15 protein-coding genes and 4 pseudogenes are annotated in these 16094 nt (G+C 67.2%); 5 read left to right on the top strand and 14 right to left on the bottom strand.

The genetic code is table 11. The annotated features are described in order from the left end of the window. Positions 1-47: 47 nt before the first annotated feature. Complete coding sequence (locus C6V83_RS10900) at positions 48-1553, bottom strand: IS1634 family transposase (protein WP_105942419.1); 1506 nt, start codon at positions 1551-1553, stop codon at positions 48-50. Between the two features lie 455 nt (positions 1554-2008). Between C6V83_RS10900 and C6V83_RS10895 the strand changes: the two are divergent. The 4 genes and pseudogenes from C6V83_RS10895 to C6V83_RS10880 form a co-directional block, all read left to right on the top strand. Further along, a pseudogene (locus C6V83_RS10895) lies at positions 2009-3216 on the top strand (IS256 family transposase); the annotation flags it as partial. Between the two features lie 377 nt (positions 3217-3593). Further along, entirely contained in the window at positions 3594-3956 is a 363-nt protein-coding gene (locus C6V83_RS10890; protein WP_199832494.1) for an ArsR/SmtB family transcription factor, read from the top strand. Beyond that, positions 3953-5044 (top strand): ACR3 family arsenite efflux transporter, encoded by a 1092-nt coding sequence (gene arsB / locus C6V83_RS10885; RefSeq protein WP_105942418.1) that lies wholly within the window; start codon positions 3953-3955, stop codon positions 5042-5044. The genes C6V83_RS10890 and arsB overlap by 4 nt, the downstream gene beginning before the upstream one ends. Next, positions 5041-5457: an arsenate-mycothiol transferase ArsC gene (locus tag C6V83_RS10880; protein WP_105942417.1), complete on the top strand. Its 417-nt coding sequence runs from the start codon at positions 5041-5043 to the stop codon at positions 5455-5457. The genes arsB and C6V83_RS10880 overlap by 4 nt, the downstream gene beginning before the upstream one ends. A 139-nt stretch (positions 5458-5596) precedes the next feature. Here the strand turns inward: C6V83_RS10880 and C6V83_RS10875 are convergent, their stop codons facing one another. From C6V83_RS10875 to C6V83_RS10855, 7 genes and pseudogenes are all read right to left on the bottom strand, one after another. Next, complete coding sequence (locus C6V83_RS10875) at positions 5597-6853, bottom strand: APC family permease (protein WP_105942416.1); 1257 nt, start codon at positions 6851-6853, stop codon at positions 5597-5599. Positions 6854-7020: 167 nt separating this feature from the next. Next, positions 7021-7374 (bottom strand): hypothetical protein, encoded by a 354-nt coding sequence (locus C6V83_RS10870; protein WP_105942415.1) that lies wholly within the window; start codon positions 7372-7374, stop codon positions 7021-7023. Between the two features lie 133 nt (positions 7375-7507). After that, on the bottom strand, positions 7508-7777 hold the full coding sequence (locus C6V83_RS19150; RefSeq protein WP_456071337.1) for a biotin/lipoyl-containing protein: 270 nt from the start codon (positions 7775-7777) through the stop codon (positions 7508-7510). A gap of 165 nt (positions 7778-7942) precedes the next feature. Continuing rightward, positions 7943-8023, bottom strand: a pseudogene (locus C6V83_RS19145) (hypothetical protein); the annotation flags it as partial. A gap of 101 nt (positions 8024-8124) precedes the next feature. Beyond that, positions 8125-8526 (bottom strand): annotated as a pseudogene (locus tag C6V83_RS19140) (pyruvate carboxylase); the annotation flags it as partial. 376 nt (positions 8527-8902) lie between these two features. Beyond that, positions 8903-9550 carry a TetR/AcrR family transcriptional regulator gene (locus C6V83_RS10860; RefSeq protein ID WP_105942414.1) on the bottom strand — a complete coding sequence of 216 codons (648 nt, stop codon included), beginning with the start codon at positions 9548-9550 and terminating at the stop codon, positions 8903-8905. 90 nt (positions 9551-9640) lie between these two features. Next, on the bottom strand, positions 9641-9856 hold the full coding sequence (locus tag C6V83_RS10855; RefSeq protein WP_105942413.1) for a hypothetical protein: 216 nt from the start codon (positions 9854-9856) through the stop codon (positions 9641-9643). 100 nt (positions 9857-9956) lie between these two features. Between C6V83_RS10855 and C6V83_RS10850 the strand changes: the two genes are divergently transcribed. Beyond that, the gene (locus C6V83_RS10850) at positions 9957-10559 is read left to right on the top strand and encodes a TetR/AcrR family transcriptional regulator (protein ID WP_105942412.1); all 603 of its coding nucleotides are present in this window, start codon (positions 9957-9959) and stop codon (positions 10557-10559) included. A gap of 32 nt (positions 10560-10591) precedes the next feature. Here the strand turns inward: C6V83_RS10850 and C6V83_RS10845 are convergent, their stop codons facing one another. From C6V83_RS10845 to C6V83_RS10820, 6 genes and pseudogenes are all read right to left on the bottom strand, one after another. Continuing rightward, positions 10592-11653: a 2,3-butanediol dehydrogenase gene (locus C6V83_RS10845; protein ID WP_105942411.1), complete on the bottom strand. Its 1062-nt coding sequence runs from the start codon at positions 11651-11653 to the stop codon at positions 10592-10594. 94 nt (positions 11654-11747) lie between these two features. Next, complete coding sequence (locus tag C6V83_RS10840) at positions 11748-12794, bottom strand: zinc-dependent alcohol dehydrogenase family protein (RefSeq protein WP_105942410.1); 1047 nt, start codon at positions 12792-12794, stop codon at positions 11748-11750. 44 nt (positions 12795-12838) lie between these two features. Continuing rightward, the gene (locus C6V83_RS10835; protein ID WP_199832493.1) at positions 12839-13459 is read right to left on the bottom strand and encodes a DapH/DapD/GlmU-related protein; all 621 of its coding nucleotides are present in this window, start codon (positions 13457-13459) and stop codon (positions 12839-12841) included. 52 nt (positions 13460-13511) lie between these two features. Beyond that, positions 13512-14417, bottom strand: a pseudogene (locus tag C6V83_RS10830) (MmyB family transcriptional regulator). Positions 14418-14485: 68 nt separating this feature from the next. Then, positions 14486-15157 (bottom strand): LGFP repeat-containing protein, encoded by a 672-nt coding sequence (locus tag C6V83_RS10825; RefSeq protein WP_105942408.1) that lies wholly within the window; start codon positions 15155-15157, stop codon positions 14486-14488. Between the two features lie 141 nt (positions 15158-15298). Then, the gene (locus tag C6V83_RS10820) at positions 15299-16075 is read right to left on the bottom strand and encodes a hypothetical protein (protein WP_105942407.1); all 777 of its coding nucleotides are present in this window, start codon (positions 16073-16075) and stop codon (positions 15299-15301) included. Between the last annotated feature and the right edge of the window lie 19 nt (positions 16076-16094).

Below are 16094 nucleotides of genomic sequence, written 5' to 3'. Positions count from 1 at the left end.
GGGTGGACCGGATATCGGGTACCTGCCAAGTCCCGAGTCGTGCCACTTTAGTGCCCCGTTGAGGCGTGGAGTTTCGCGATGATGTAGGCGGCGGTTCCGTCGAGTGGTGTTTCGGCCATGACGTGTTGTCCGCGTACCCGGATCATGACGTCGCGGACTGGGCGCAGTGTGGTGATGATGCGTTTGATGGAGTAGCCGGTGGTGTCGGTGAGGTGGCGGGTGACGGCGAGTGCGGCGAACACGATGGTCAGGTGCGCTTCGATGGAGTCACGCTGGTGGTGGAACATCGGCCGGGCCCGTAGGTCGCTTTTGGCCATGCGGAATGATTCCTCGACTCGGAAGAGGTCGTGGTAGGCCGCGACGACTTGTTCGCCGGAGAGCGTGTCTTTGGAGAGGCTGGTGACATAGCCTTTGAGGCCGAGGTAGGAGCGGGCCTTGTCGACCGCGTCCCAGTTCACGCCGGGCTGGTTCCCGAGGGCCACGAATCGGTCCTTCTTCGGCCGGCGCCGTCCGTCGGCGATGTCCTGGGCTCGTTCGATCTGCTTGTTCAAGGTGATGTTGTCGCGGCGCTCGCGTTTGCGTGAGTAGTGCCAGACCACCCGCCGTGTGCGAGCGTGCGCGCCGGTCCCCATGGTCCGCTTGGTCTCGATGGTTTGGCCGTCGCGAAGGTAGGTGCCGCGGCGTTCGTAGTGTTCGGCCAGGTCACGTGGCGCCGAGCCGGTGCGGGACCCTACGATGAAATCGAAACCTGCCTCCTGCAGGGCGTTGAGATTAGCGGCCGACAGCATTCCGGCGTCAGCGACGACGACGACGTCAGCGCCGTGGTGGCGTTCGCGGAACCGGGTGAGCACGGGCAGCAGGGTGCTGGTCTCTGCCCGGTTGCCGGCGAAGGAGTGCACTTCGAGGGGAAACCCGGTCGGGTCGACGAGCATCCCGACGAGGATCTGGGGGTCGACCCGCCGTTCCTTGCTCATCCCGACTTTCCGGAAGGTTTCTTCGTTCTCGGCTTCGAAGTACAGGGTCGTCACGTCGTACATCACGACAGACAGGGCCCCGCCCGCGGTGACATGCCCCAACGCCGCCGAAGCGAGCTGTGTCCGCCAGTCCTCGCTGACACTGCGTGTGAGGGTGCGCCAGATCGTGCGCAGCGATGGTGAAGGCACTCCGAGTTCGGCCAGCACTCGGATCGTGTCGGCCTTGCTCGTCGGTTCGACGATCCTGGCCAGCACCAACTGTTTGAACGCGTCAGTGCCGATCTTGTCGAACCCGAGATCGCGGTAGCCCTGTTCGAGGACTTTCCACAACACGCGCGATTGCGACCCGGCCACCTCGGGGACCGCCGGGACCTTCGCCGGCGCCAACGCCGACAAGTCGAAAGCGAGCTGACCTGCATGGAGCTTCGTATCGGCGACCTCGAGCAGCACCGCGAGTTCTTCGGGTGAATGCGCCGATCCGATGTGTTCGACGATCCGGCGCACACCACGTTCCTTCGACACGATCTGTACCGCTGTCGCACCCGACGCGGTCCGCACCTTCCGGACGAACAACCCCACACGATCGATCGTAGACACCCAGTTTAGTGCCCTAAACGGGCACTACCAGCGGCCAAAACCCCAGGTCGCAACGACCCGCCGAGCCAAGTCACCAAAATGTGGCACGAGTCAGGTCAGTCACCCAGGCTTCGTGTGCGTGAAGGACTGGGTGAGTTCGCGGGCCGCAACTCCCCATGTGCCCCCCCAGTTTCGGCGGTTCGGTCGGGACTTGCTTCGAACTGGCGATCGCCGTCACGGTCGGCACCTGTGCGCCTGAACCCCGAACGACATCGCCAGACACGACGACTCGCCAGCGAGTTCCTCGGAACATCGGCATGCCATCGCCGAGACCCACCCGTCGACCCGACGCACTGCCAGATCTGCAATACGCGCTGATTGAATATGCAGGCTTTCCAGTAAACCTCTCGTGTCATCGAAGTTGTCAGGGTCTCGCGCATCTGTCCTGTTAGGCCAAGCTCGCCGATGCATCACCTGATCTGATGCGTGACTTGCTGCAGACGATGATCAACGCCCTGCTCTCGGTCGACGCCGACGCCGTCTGCGGCGCCGAGTGGAACGCCCGCTCGGCCGAGCGCACCAACTACCGCAACGGCTACCGGCACCGACCCCTCGATACCCGCGTGGGCACCCTCGAAGTGGCCGTGCCGAAACTGCGCTCGGGCAGCAATTTTCCCGAATGGCTGCTCGAGCGCCGCTAACGCGCCGAATCGGCGCTGATCACCGTGGTCGCGGACTGCTACCTCGCGGGAGTCTCGACCCGCCGGATGGACAAGCTCGTCAAGACCTTGGGCATCGATTCGTTGTCGAAGTCGCAGGTCTCCCGGATGGCCGAAGACCTCGACGAACAGGTCACTGCTTTTCGGCATCGCCGCCTGGACGAGGTGGGGCCGTTCACGTTTCGTCACCGCCGACGCGTTGACGATCAAGGTCCGCGGAGAACAAGCAGGTCGTTAAAGCAGTCGTCTTGCTGGCTACGGGCGTCAACGGCGACGGCCACCGCGAAGTCCTCGGCATGCAAGTCGCGACCAGCGAAACCACAGCCTCGTGGAACAGCTTCTTCGCCGATCTGGTGGCCCGCGGCCTGGGCGGAGTTCGCCTGGTGACCTCCGACGCACATGCCGGGCTCATCGAGGCGATCGCAGCGAACCTACCCGCAGCGGCCTGGCAGCGCTGCCGCACCCACTACGCCGCGAACCTGATGGCCGCGTGCCCGAAATCTATGTGGCCGGCTGTGAAAGCGATGCTGCACAGCGTGTACGACCAACCCACCGCGGACGCCGTCCATGCCCAGTTCGACCGGCTCCTGGAGTACACCGAAGACCGACTACCGCAGGTCGCCGAGCACCTCGGCGATGCACGCGAGGACCTCCTCGCGTTCACCGCGTTCCCTGATGATGTGTGGCGACAGATCTGGTCCGACAACCCCACCGAGCGACTCAACCGCGAGATCCGGCGGCGCACCGATGTCGTGGGCATCTTCCCCAACAGGGACGCCATCGTCCGCCTCATCGGCGCAGTCCTGGCCGAACAGACCGACGAATGGGCCGAAGGCCGCCGCTACCTCGGCCTGGAAGTCCTCAGCAGATGCCGACTCACCCTGACCACCGACCCCGACTCGCAGACGGAGGTGAGCACCGACCCGTTGATGGAGCTCCCCGCCTGACCACAAACGAAGGATCACAAACCAGTTACACCACTACCCGGGGCTTGACCTTCGATGGCCCTGGACAGGAGCAGTACATTGCATACCGCTCACGCTAGACGCGACCACCGACATTCGAAGCTAACGGGTCCGGCGACATGACACGCAGCTCGTAAGAAGCGCACGCCCCGGCCGTTACTGTCGTGTCTGATGAGACAGGTCGGCGCTCTCAGGGCCATGGACGCCCGCGTGATCCTGCGGGTCTCGCGTCTCACGAGATGTCAGGATCGCTGAGAAGGGACATCGCGATCGATGAACCCGCACTGAAGCTGGTCTGTTTCGCCACGCAGGACAAGGCTCGTGTTGCACCCTATATCGACCAGTGTCAATTTCGATGAATGTCGAAATCAATGGGAATCGAGGTCCCGCCGGTGCGGTGTTCGCCGCTGGTGCGTGAGCCGTTGACGCCCGAGCAGTCGGTGCAGGCGGCCGCGGTGTTCAAGGCGCTCGCCGATCCGGTGCGGTTGCAGTTGTTCAGCCTGATCGCCAGCCACGACGGCGGTCAGGCGTGCGTGTGCGACATCTCGCCGGCGGTCGATGTCTCGCAGCCGACGGTCTCCCACCACTTGAAGGTCCTGCGGACCGCTGGGCTCCTGGAGTCCGAGCGTCGCGGATCGTGGGTGCACTATCGGGTGGTGCCGGCCGCCCTCGACGTCGTCGCCGGCATCGTGGCACCGCTGACCGGGAAGGCCCTGGCATGAGCGTCCAGACGCCGAGCCGCAGCGTCGCCGGGAAGTTGTCGACGCTGGACCGGTTCCTTCCGGTGTGGATCGGGTTGGCGATGGTCACCGGGCTACTGCTCGGTCGGATGATCCCGGGCCTGAACACCGTCATCGACAAGATTCAGGTAGACGGGATCTCCCTGCCGATCGCACTCGGGTTGCTGATCATGATGTACCCGGTGCTGGCGAAGGTCCGCTACGACCGCCTCGGCACCGTCACCGGCGACCGACGCCTGCTCATTGGATCGCTAGTCCTGAACTGGGTTGTCGGTCCGGCACTGATGTTCGCCCTGGCGTGGCTGTTGCTGCCGGACCTGCCCGAGTACCGCACTGGCCTGATCATCGTCGGCCTGGCCCGCTGCATCGCGATGGTGATCATCTGGAATGACCTCGCCTGCGGAGACCGCGAGGCCGCGGCCGTGTTGGTGGCGATCAACTCGATATTCCAGGTCCTGATGTTCGCCGTTCTGGGGTGGTTCTACCTGTCGGTACTGCCCGGCTGGCTCGGCCTGGAACAGACCACGATCGACGCCTCGCCCTGGCAGATCGCCAAGTCAGTGCTGATCTTCCTCGGCATCCCTCTGCTCGCCGGGTACCTCAGTCGACGGATCGGGGAACGTCGCCGCGGCAGAGACTGGTACGAACAGTCGTTCCTGCCTCGCATCGGGCCGTGGGCCCTCTACGGGCTGTTGTTCACGATCGTGCTGCTCTTCAGTCTGCAAGGCGACCAGATCACCTCCCGTCCCGCCGACGTCGCCCGCATCGCACTGCCGCTACTGGCCTACTTCGCCATCATGTGGGGCGGCGGCTACCTCCTCGGCGCCCTCCTGGGCCTCGGCTACGAACGAACCACCACACTCGCGTTCACAGCAGCGGGCAACAACTTCGAACTCGCGATCGCCGTCGCGATCGGCACCTACGGCGCCACCTCCGGCCAAGCCCTGGCCGGCGTCGTCGGACCACTCATCGAGGTCCCCGTCCTGGTCGCCCTGGTCTACGTCTCCCTCGCCCTCCGCAACCGGTTCACCCCCAACACTTCTCAGCCCACCGAAAGGGGCCTGCCATGACACCATCCGTGCTGTTCGTCTGCGTCAAGAACGGCGGCAAGTCCGTGATGGCCGAAGGCCTCCTGCGCCAAGCCGCCGGCGATGCGATCGAGGTCCACTCGGCCGGCACCCGCCCCGGCACCGCCGTCAACGCACTCTCCGCCGAAGCCCTCGCCGAAGTCGGCGTCGACATCACCGGACACGTCCCGGTGGGCATCGACCCAGCCCTGCTCGCCCGCGTCGACAAAGTGATCACCTTGGGCCGGGAAGCCGTCGTCGACGCCCCCGGCGTCACCGTCATCAACTGGGACACCGACGAGCCCTCCGAACGCGGCATCGACGGCATCGAACGCATGCGCCTGGTCCGCGACGACATCACCGCCCGCATCCGGGCGCTCGCCGCCGACCTCACCCCGGAGGTCACGGCTCCATAGACGACGGAAGCCACGCTGACTCGGTGCCGATATGGGCGCAATACGCGCGGATGCAATACGCAGGGTGTTCACTATTGGGAGTTGCCTCGCTGTCTACGCTGGCTGTCGGGTAATGCTTCCCCCAACCGCGGCTGCACCTCTACCCGCCGCGGAGCATCTGCCGAGTCCAGTACACGACGGCGCCGAGAGCGGCGACCGCTGCTCCGGCGGCGACCGACTGCCACGGCAGAGTGAACGCGAGAACTGCGCATCCGATTGCGCCGACAGCAGGAATCGTCCTTCGGGTCCGGCCCTCGGCTGACCTCAGTGTCCACGCCGACGCGTTGGCGATCGCGTAATAGACCAGCACGCCGAACGAGGAGAACCCGATGGCCTCACGGATGTCGACGGTGAGGACCAGCGCGGTGACAGCGATCCCGACGGCGAGTTCGGCATGATGCGGCACCTTGTAGCGCGGGTGCACCGCCCTGAGCGTCGTGGGCAGATGGCCGTCGCGGGCCATCGCAAGCGTGGTGCGGGAGACGCCGAGGAGCAGGGAAAGCAGTGAGCCCAGCGCCGCCACCCCGGCGCCGATCGCGACGGCGACTGCCAGCCCGGGCACTTCGGTGATCTGGGCGACCTCGGCAAGCGGCGCCGCCGACGCGGCCATCGACGCGGGGCCCAGCACCGCGAGCGTCGTGGCCGCGACCGCCGTGTACACGAGCAGCGCCAGCCCCAGTGCGACGGGAATCGCCACGGGAATCGTGCGCCTCGGGTCACGCACCTCTTCGCCGAGCGTGGCGATCCGGGCGTAGCCTGCGAACGCGAAGAACAGCAGCCCGGCCGCTTGCAGCACCCCGTAGGCGGTGACGTCGCCACCGACGGCCAACCGGTCGGAGTGCACCGCCCCGGAGCCCAGCGCGGACACCACGACGGCCGCCAGCACCGCGAGCACGACGGCGACGATCATCCGCGTCAGCAATGCCGACTTCTGCACACCTCGGCAGTTCACCGAGGTCAGCGCCACCACTGAGGCCCCCGCGACCGCCCGCGCATGCTCAGGCCAGGCATATGCGGCGACCGTGAGAGCCATCGCCGCACACGAGGCCGTCTTGCCGACGACGAAGCACCAGCCGGCCAGGAAGCCCCAGAACGGACCCAGGCGCTCACGCCCGTACACGTACGTGCCGCCGGACTGCGGGTACCGGGCTGCCAGGCGGGCTGATGCGGTCGCGTTGCAGTACGCCACCACGGCTGTCGCGAGAAGTGCGATCAGGATTCCGGATCCGGCGGCCGCGGCCGCCGGTCCGAGGGCTCCGAAGATCCCCGCCCCGATCATCGATCCCAGCCCGATCACCACCGCGTCGCCCACGCCGAACCGGCGCTCGAGACTTGGTCTCGCCGCCTCTCTGGTCATCGCCGCCCATTCCGATCACGTCCGAGTCGCCTCGGACTGTATCCGGCACTGCGGTCGGCGGTCGAGGGCCGGGGCCGGTGCAGCGGGTTGTTCACCGAATGTTCAGACAAACGCCGTCATGGTCAGAACGGAAGCGGCCTTGCACCACGGCCTCCCGGTCGTGACCGTCAGCGCGGGGTCAGGGTGAATCGCCCGACCTCGAGGCCGCCGAGGAAGGCCGGGCCTTCGTAGCCGCCGCGGCCGTCGCTGTTCATGATCACGCGGTGGCTCGGAAAGAAGTCCACGTACCCGCCGTTGCGGGTCGGGTGAATCCGGTACCGCCCGATGAGGACGAGCTCGCCGTTCTGAACGCGGCCTTCCCGCTGCAGGAGGATGATGCCGGACGACCACGTCGTCGACGTATACAGGCCCGGTCTGACGGCGGCGGCCGCTTCCCCGGTCGGGCTGAGGACTGTCGCGGTCGCGGCAGCCACGGCGACTGCGAGGGTCCGGAGAACGTGTTGACGGGTACGAGCAGACATCGTCGTCTCCTGAAGACTCGGGGTTCACAGTCTACTCCCGAATCGGCCGGTTTGACCCGAATGATGCCGTGATGCGCAGCTTCGTCGATCGCCCTCGCGCTCGTCGAAGAGGTCGGTGACCCACCGCGTGCGGTCACCGAGCGGTCGTATTCTCCACCACCAGGATCAAGTCGCGCGCCTCGACCGATCGAGGCGTCGGCACGACGATCCGCCGCACCACACCCGTGACGGGTGTCGTGCTAGAGGACTCCATCTTCATGCCTTCGATCATCGCGACTGCATCGCCGGCCTGAACCTCGTCGCCGACCTGCACGGTCGCGGCGGCGACGCCCTGAAACGGTGCTGCCACGTGGCCGGGATCGTCCGGATCCGCCTTCTCGGTGACCACCTCGTTCCCCTGCACCGAACGATCGCGGACCGTGATCGGACGCAGCTGCCCGTTGATCGTGCAGAGGACCGCGCGGAATCCCGCGTCGTCGGGCTCCCCTATCGCCTCTATCCCGAGGTAGAGCTCCTTGCCTTCCTGGATCTCGATCGCGTGCTCCTCGCCGAACCGCAGCCCGTACAGGAAGTCGACGGTCGGAAGGACCGAGACGTCGCCCCACGATTCACGGGCACACTCGAAGTCGCGGGTCGGACCGGGGAACAGCAGCCGATTGAGCGTGGCCCGGCGCTCGCCGAATCAGGGCTGTTCAGCTTCGCCGAATCCTCCGGAGAGAGCTCGGCGGTACGCGGCTCCCAGATCCGTCCGGCGATCGCCTTGGAGCGGAACGGCTCGGGCCAGCCTCCCGGCGGAACACCGAGTTCGCCGTGCAGGAACTCCAGCACGCTTGCCGGGATGTCGTATGCGCCGGGGTCCTCCTCGAATGCGGCGGGATCGACGCCGGCCGCCACCAGAGCGAGGGCGAGATCGCCGATCACCTTCGACGACGGAGTCACCTTGGGAACGCGGCCCAGGATGTCGTTCGCGGCGGCGTACATGTCCTCCACCTGTTCGAACCTGTCCGCGACGCCGAGCGCGATCGCCTGCTGCCTGAGGTTCGAGAGCTGGCCTCCGGGGATCTCGTGGCGATAGACGCGCCCCGTCGGTGACGTCAGTCCCGACTCGAACGGGGCGTAGACGCGGCGCACCGCTTCCCAGTACGGCTCCATCGCGGCCACCGCTTCCAGACTCAGATCGGTGGCGCGCCTGGCGCCTTCCGTGGCGGCGACGAGCGCTGACAGTGACGGCTGGCACGTGGTGCCCGCCATGGTGGCGCACGCGGCATCGACGGCGTCGACCCCCGCATCGATCGCCGCGAGAAGCGTCGCGAGCTGGCCGCCGGGGGTGTCGTGGGTGTGCAGATGCACCGGCAGGTCTGCACCAGGCCGTGAGGCACGTCAGGCCTCGTGACAGTAAACGGACATCAGTTGTATCTCGGACTTCGTGCGGATGCTGTGGACCCGGGGCGGCGGCCGGTCGGCGTGCCGGCCGTATTCGGTCTTGTCCGGGTGGACTACCGTCGCAGCGGTCGCGCGGCCGCGACGTTCATCCGATGTCCGGGGCGGCGGGCAGGGGCAGGGTCACCAAGCGGTCGGCTTCGGTCGAGTCGAGGCCGAGCATGAGGAGCATGTGACGGGTGTAGTCATCCGAGATCCGAGCGTCGTCGAGGTGCGGGTCGGCGTCCAGGAGTTGCATGAGGCCCAGCAGGGCGCCGCCGACCATCATCAGAGCGACCTCCGCGTCGGCGACTGAGAATCGGCCGGAGTCGATGCCGCGCTGGAGGTCGGCGAGTGCGCGAGGGCGCAGTCCGCGATCGGTCAGCAGGACCGACATGCCCTGGTTGAGCATCACGCGGACCATCTCCGGGAGCCGGCGTTGCACGCGACCGATCATGCGAAAGCTGGTGGCGAACGCTTCGGCGGGGTCGTCGATGCCTGCGACGACGACGTCGCGCATCTCCCCCCAGATATCGAGAGTGTTGGCGACGGCCTCGCTGAAGAGGTCCTCTTTGCTGTCGAAGTGGTTGTAGAAACTGCCGAATCCGACGCCCGCCTCGGTGGTGATCTCCTGCACGCTCACCGCGACGCGACCTTCGGCGAGGAGCCTCCGGGCGGCGGCGATCAGGGCCGCTCGCGTGCGCGCTCGGCGCGGGTCGGGCTTCCGGGCGGACTGGGCGGGGGCCTCGGTGGTCATGATTACAGCTCCTTCGTCGACAACCTCGTCGAACGTCGGCCTGCGGACAGCCGCGTCGTCGTGCGGGCCGTGGCGTCCGAGAGGGTGATGTCACGGGCCAGGCGGCTGCCGGATCTCGTCCGGTGCGAGTTCGAGTTTGCTGTCGCAGAAGGCTTCCTTCTGGCGAGTGAAGTCGCCCAGCGGCACGGGCGGGCCGATCTTTCGCGCGGCCTTCGGGATCCGCTTGGCCTCCCAGCTGAGGATCTCGTCGCGAGTCACTCGGCGCCCATTGATCAGCCCGGCGATGTTCAGGTGCTGGTTCGACATGTGTACGCCCGCTCTCGCCTTATCGGTTGTTAACGCAACTACAGTTGCATTTATACCGCCCCGGCGAAGCTGCGTCAACGAAACCTGAAAGGATGGCCGCATGGCCGACTCCGACGGATCATCGTCTTCCCGCCCAAGGCCCGGCGGTCGATCGGCACGGGTCGTCGCAGCCGCGCACGCCGCGGCCCTGGAAGTTCTCCGGGACGTCGGCTATGACGGTCTTCAGCTCGCCGACGTGGCCAAACGTGCCGGGGTCAACAAGACGACGGTCTACCGTCGATGGCCGACGAAGGCTGCGCTCGTCGGGGACTTGATGGCTCAGTTCACTCGATCCGCCGTGGCGACTCCGGACACGGGTGCCCTGCAGAGCGATCTGGAACTGCTCTTGACGGAGATCGCCGACGCCTTGGAAGACCGCGCGGTCCGCGCGGTGCTGTATGCGGCTCTTGCGGCCGGCGACTCCAACGATGACATCCTCGCCGCCCGCACCGGCTTCTGGGCGGAACGGTTCGCCCGCAGCGGCGAGATCGTCGAACGCGCCTGTCTCCGTGGCGAGCTCCCCGTCGGTGTCGACCCCCGGACCTTCTTGGAGATGGCTTCGGGGCCGATCTACTTCCGCGCCCTGTTCAGCGACGACGACGTCGACCGGCGCTTCATTGAGGAGGTCGCTGCGCGAATCGTCCGCGGATACCGAGCCGACTGACGACGCCCCGTTCGGCCGGATGCCGCCCTGCCTCAGGCGTGCGGGTTCACGATGATCTTGACGTGCTCCTCGTTGTTGTTGATCAGCTGGTCGTAGCCCTTGCTGACCAACTCGTCGAGGGCGATGCGGCCGGTGATGAACGGGGCGAGATCAAGCTTGCCGCTCTGGACCAGAGCGATGGTGGCCGGGTGGTCGTTGGCGTAGCCGATGGTGCCGCGCAGATCGAGTTCTTTGAGGACCAGTTTCGGCATGTCGACGGGCGGCTCGTGCCCCCAGATCGACACGTTCACGATCACTCCTCCCGGACGGACGGCATCGATCAGCATGTCGAGAACGGCAGGGACGGAAGAACATTCGAACCCGACATCGGCGCCGCGACCGTCGGTCAGCTGGCGCACCTTCTCGGCGACGTCTCCGTCGCGCGGATCGAAGACCTCGTCGGCGACGCCCGTCTTGCGTGCCATCGCCTTGCGCGCGTCCGACAGTTCGGAGATGTAGACGGTGAGGCCCTCGGCCTTGAGGACGGCCGCGGTCAGCAGGCCGATCGGCCCGGCGCCGCCGACGATCGCGGTCATGCCGGCCTTCGCCCCCGAACGCACGAACGCGTGATGGCCGACCGAGAGCGGTTCGATGAGCGCGGCCTGATCGAGCGGGATGTCGCCGATCGGGTGCACCCACCGTCGTCGCACGACGATCTTCTCCGCCAGACCTCCCCCACGGCCGCCGAGACCGATGAAGTTCATGTCCTTGCTCAGCTGGTAGTCCGAGCCGGGGCCGGTGTCGACGTCGTCACCGATGATGTACGGCTCGATGACGACGTTCTCGCCGACGCTGAGGTCGTCGACGCCCTCCCCGAGCGCGATGACGGTACCGGAGAACTCGTGCCCGATCACGACCGGCGCGGACTCCCCCGAGAGGGGATGCGGATGCCCGGCCGGCGGAATGAAGATGGGGCCTTCGAGGTACTCGTGCAGATCGGTGCCGCAGATTCCGCACCACGCGACCTCGACGGCGACGGTGCCGGGCGCGAGCTCGGGTTCGGGGACGTCCTCGATGCGGACGTCGTGGCGATCGTAGTAGCGGGCTGCGCGCATCGAGAGTCTCTTTCCCGGTCGGAACTGTGGTGGCGCTCACGCTAGCCCGCCGCGAAGGCGCCGTCGCGGGATGCAGCCGGTTGCAGTCGTCCGCTCAGTCGGCGCGCCGCTCGCCGTCGAGCGTGAGCAGCACCTTGGTGGCGCGGCGCTGATCCATCGCCGCGTAGCCCTCGGCGGCTCGCTCGAGCGGCAGGGTGAGGTCGAAGACCTTCCCCGGATCGATCTGGCGCTTCCAGATGCGGTCGATCAGGTCGGGCAGATAGCGGCGCACCGGAGCCGGTCCGCCGTGCAGGTGGATCTCGGCGAAGAAGAGCTTGTCCATCGGCAGCGTCACGCCTTTGTGGGCGACGCCGACGAACCCGACGTGTCCGCCGGGGCGGGTCGCTCCGATCGCCTGCGCGAACGATTCCTGGGTCCCGACTGCTTCGATGACGCTGTGCGCGCCGAGCCCGTCGGTGAGCTCTTTGATCTTCGCGATGCCTTCCTTGCCGCGTTCCTCGACGATGTCGGTGGCTCCGTACTCGCGTGCGAGCGCCTGACGTTCGGGGTACCGCGACATCGCGATGATCCGCTCGGCGCCCATCTGCCCGGCCGCCAGGATGCCCATCAGGCCGACGGCCCCGTCCCCGACCACGGCGACGGTCTTCCCGGCGCCCACCTGCGCGGCGTCGGCGGCGTACCAGCCTGTGCCGAGCACGTCGGAAGCCGCCAGCAGCGAAGGGATCAGGTCCGGGTCGGGCATGCCCGGCGTGGCGACCAGCGTTCCGTCGGCGAGTGGAATCCGGGCCCGCTCCGCCTGCGTGCCGATGGTGGCGCCGACGAACGCGTAGTTCACACATTTGGACTGATAGCCGTCGCGGCAGATCGGGCACTCCCCGCAGGAGATGACGAACGATCCGACGACGAAGTCGCCGGGCTTCACGGTCTTCACCGCGGCACCGGTCTCTTCGACGATGCCGACGTACTCGTGACCCATCGCGGCATGATCGACGGGTTCGACGCCGCGATACGGCCACAGGTCGGATCCGCAGATGCACGTCGCCACCAGCCGGATCACCGCATCGGTCGGTTCGACGATGCGGGGCTCTTCCCGATCCCCCACCGAAATCCGGCCCGGGGCGTCCATGATCACTCCACGCATCCGCGCTACTCCTTCGATCGGATCTTCCGCCTATGTTCTCCGATTCAGTTCATCACGGCGAGGCCCTCCGCGGGGAGGCCCTCGGAGTACCACCCTCGGCGGGGACTTCGCGCGAGCGCGAGCGGGCTCAGACTTCGATCTCCCGGATGGGCCGGGACCCCTCCCACGATCATGTAGGGCGGAACATCCTTGGTGACGACGGAGCCGGCGGCGACGATCGAGCCGTCACCGACCGTGACCCCTGGTACGAGGGTCGAGTTGGCTCCGATCCACACCCGCGCACCGATCACGACGGCCCGGGGTTCCGTGGTCGCTCGCTCGTCCGGAGCGATGGCGTGGTTGAGGCCGGCGATCACCACGTTGTGTCCGATCAGCGCATCGTCGCCGAGCGTGATGCCGCCCTGGTCCTGAAACCGGCAGCCACTGTTGATGAAGACGCGCTCGCCGATACGGATGTTCTTGCCGCAATCGGTGGTGAACGGCGGGAACACGCGAAAGCTTGCAGGCACCCGACGTCCGGTGATGCGCGACATGATCTCGACGCGTTCATCAGGAGTCGTGTAGCGCGTGTTCAGTTCCATGCACAGTGCGATCGCCTCTTCTGCGAGACGGTGCATCGACTCCGCCGACGCAGTGCCCGGAACTGCGGGTTCGCCGGCGTCCATGTGGGCGAGGAACTCTTGGTTATCGATGGTCGACTCCTGTTCGGGATGCAGGTCAGTGCCGGTCGTCGGATGCCGCGCGCTGCTCGTGGCCGCTGGTCCGGGGCCGCTGCTCGTGTGTCGCGGCCCAGCTGGCGAGGAGCTCGATGCGCTCGGCGCTCGGTGAGCCGGGTTCGGCCGTGTAGACCGTAAGCGACAGACCGGGCTCGGCCTCCATGGACAGTCCTTCGTAGGCCAAGGTCACTTCGCCGACGATGTCATGCCGGAACGTCTTGAAACCGGAGCCGTGATGGCGGACGTCATGGGCACCCCAGAGCCGGCGGAACTCGTCGCTCCGGGTCGAGAGCTCGCCAATGAGATCGTGTAGATCCTTGTTGTGCGGATCGCGCCCGGCCTCAGTGCGCAGGATGGCGACTGTGACCTCAGCGAACGCGTTCCAGTCCGGATAGAAGTCGGCTGCGCGCTCGTCGAGGAAGGTGAAACGGGCGATGTTCGGCGAAGAGCCGGGCATGTCGAACACCGAGCGATAGAAGGCCCTGGCGAGCAGATTGGCGGCGAGGATGTCCATGCGTCCGTTGCGCACGAAGGCCGGCCCTCCGGTGACCGCGTGGAGCACCCACTGGAGGCCGGGATGCGGAGTCCACGATGTCACGCTCCGCCGCTTCGGAGGCCGGGCCACCGGGCCAGCGGCGTGAGCAAGGTTGAACAGATGCGCCCGCTCGGCGTCGTCGAGCAGCAAGGCTTTGGCCAGCGCGTCGAGGATCTGCGGAGAGGCGCCGCTGATCGCCCCCCGCTCGAGCTTGGTGTACTACTCCACGCTGACGCCGGCCAGGGTCGCGACCTCGCTCCGCCGTAAACCGGGGACTCGACGGTTGGCCGCGGCGGGGAGTCCGACGTCGCCGGGACGGAGACGCGCGCGGCGAGTGGTGAGGAACTCGCGGACTTCGGCTCGGTTGTCCATGAGATCCACGGTAGGCGGGGCGCCGCTGGGCTGGGAGTCTCCGCCAGTACCCGTCCTGCCGGGGTCCGTTACCGCAGGCCGGAAGGCACGACCTTGCCGTTGACCGTCACCGTGACTGCGCCGGTCTTGGTGTTCTCGGTGATCTTGCCGTGCTCGAAGGTCACGACCTCGAGGTCGCCCTCGGTGGTGAGATCGCTGGTCGGCACGCCGAGCGGTCCGGCCGAGCCGTTCTTCCCGGTGAGCAGCGGAGTGCCGTCGGGGCCGCGCTCGGTGTTCCAGGCGTCGCGGATCTTGCCCGACGTGAGGATGTACGCGGGGGTGCCGGGGTCGTCGTTCTTCGCGGTGATCACACCGCCCTGGAACTGCTGGAACACGACACCGCTTTCCCGGGTCTCGGCGTTGTGATCACCGGTCAGCGGCTTGCCGAGGGCCTGTTTCTGCGCGGCGGTGGCGGACGCGTACTTGACGGCGATCGGACCGGTCAGCGTCACCTCGACGTCGCGCTCCCCGGTGAGCTTCACCTCGGAGGGGGCCGTCGTCGCGACGGTCTCGGCGACGGTGCCGGTGGACTCCTCCGCGTCGGCCTGCACCGACTCCGTCGACTCCCCCGCCGTCGTCGCGACCGCCGACGACTGCGGCGCCGCGTCGTCGTTCTTGTCACCGCTGCAGCCCGCGGCGATCAGCGCGAGGGCGGACAGGCCGGCGACGACGGCGGTACGACGGTGAGCGAGCTTCGTCATGGGTTCCTCTCGGGTATTCGGCGCGGGGCCGGTCCGGAACGGGCCGATCCAGACTTTCCGCCCGACTCTATCGGTACGAGGACGCCGAATCGTGCCGTCGTGACCGGTTCTTGACGGCAGCGCGCCCGCTGAGGCCGGCGATCACGGCCCGGTCTCGGTGTCCCGGACGCGCGCGATCTCTTCGACGATCTCGCGATAGGCGGCCACCCGTGCCAGGACCCGTTCGGCGCCGTACTCGGCAGCACCCTCATCCGGCGTGTTCTCCGCCCCGTAGAGCATGGCACTGAGATCTCCGTGGAGTTCGGCGCGCCGGCGTTCGTTCTCCGCGGCCTCCCGCTGCCTGCGCAACGAGTCGTCGATCAGGTCGGCCTCATCTGCACACCGGATCATCAAGTCGGCGAGGCGGTTCGCCGCATAATCCAGGCGCTCGGCGGCGATCCGTGCGTCGCCGACGATACGGCGATCATCGGGGCCGGGGTCGGCCAGCGCTGTCAGGTCGGTTGCGGTCTTGCGCAGCGCGGTCGACTTCTCGAAGTGGTCGGCGATGGTGCGCAGATCGTCGGCGAAGTCGACCTCGCCGAGCCAGCCTTCGGCCGCGGCCTCGGATGCGGCGACCCGATCGGCCGCCTCGTGCGCGGCCTCGAGCCGTTCGAGGTTCTCGCTTCCCAGCCGATCCCTCCGGCGAGCCTTGACCAACTGCACCTGTTCCTCCGAGATCGCTCGCTCGGCGGCCACGCGAAGCTCGCGCCGCTGCGTGAAGTCCTTGCGGACGAGAGTGCCGACGACGACGCTCCCGGCGGCGACCAGAATGATCGCGAACGTGATCCACACCGGTTTCGGCACCGCGATCGCGACGACCACGCCGAGCACCAGCACCACCAGGCCGACAACGGCGGCGCCGTCGTCCCGCTCGCCCATCGCCCGGACCTCCTGACGT

Origin of the sequence: Gordonia iterans (genome assembly GCF_002993285.1) — a bacterium.
Classification (GTDB): Bacteria; Actinomycetota; Actinomycetes; order Mycobacteriales; family Mycobacteriaceae; genus Gordonia; species Gordonia iterans.
This window is presented reverse-complemented; position numbering and strand designations above follow the sequence as displayed.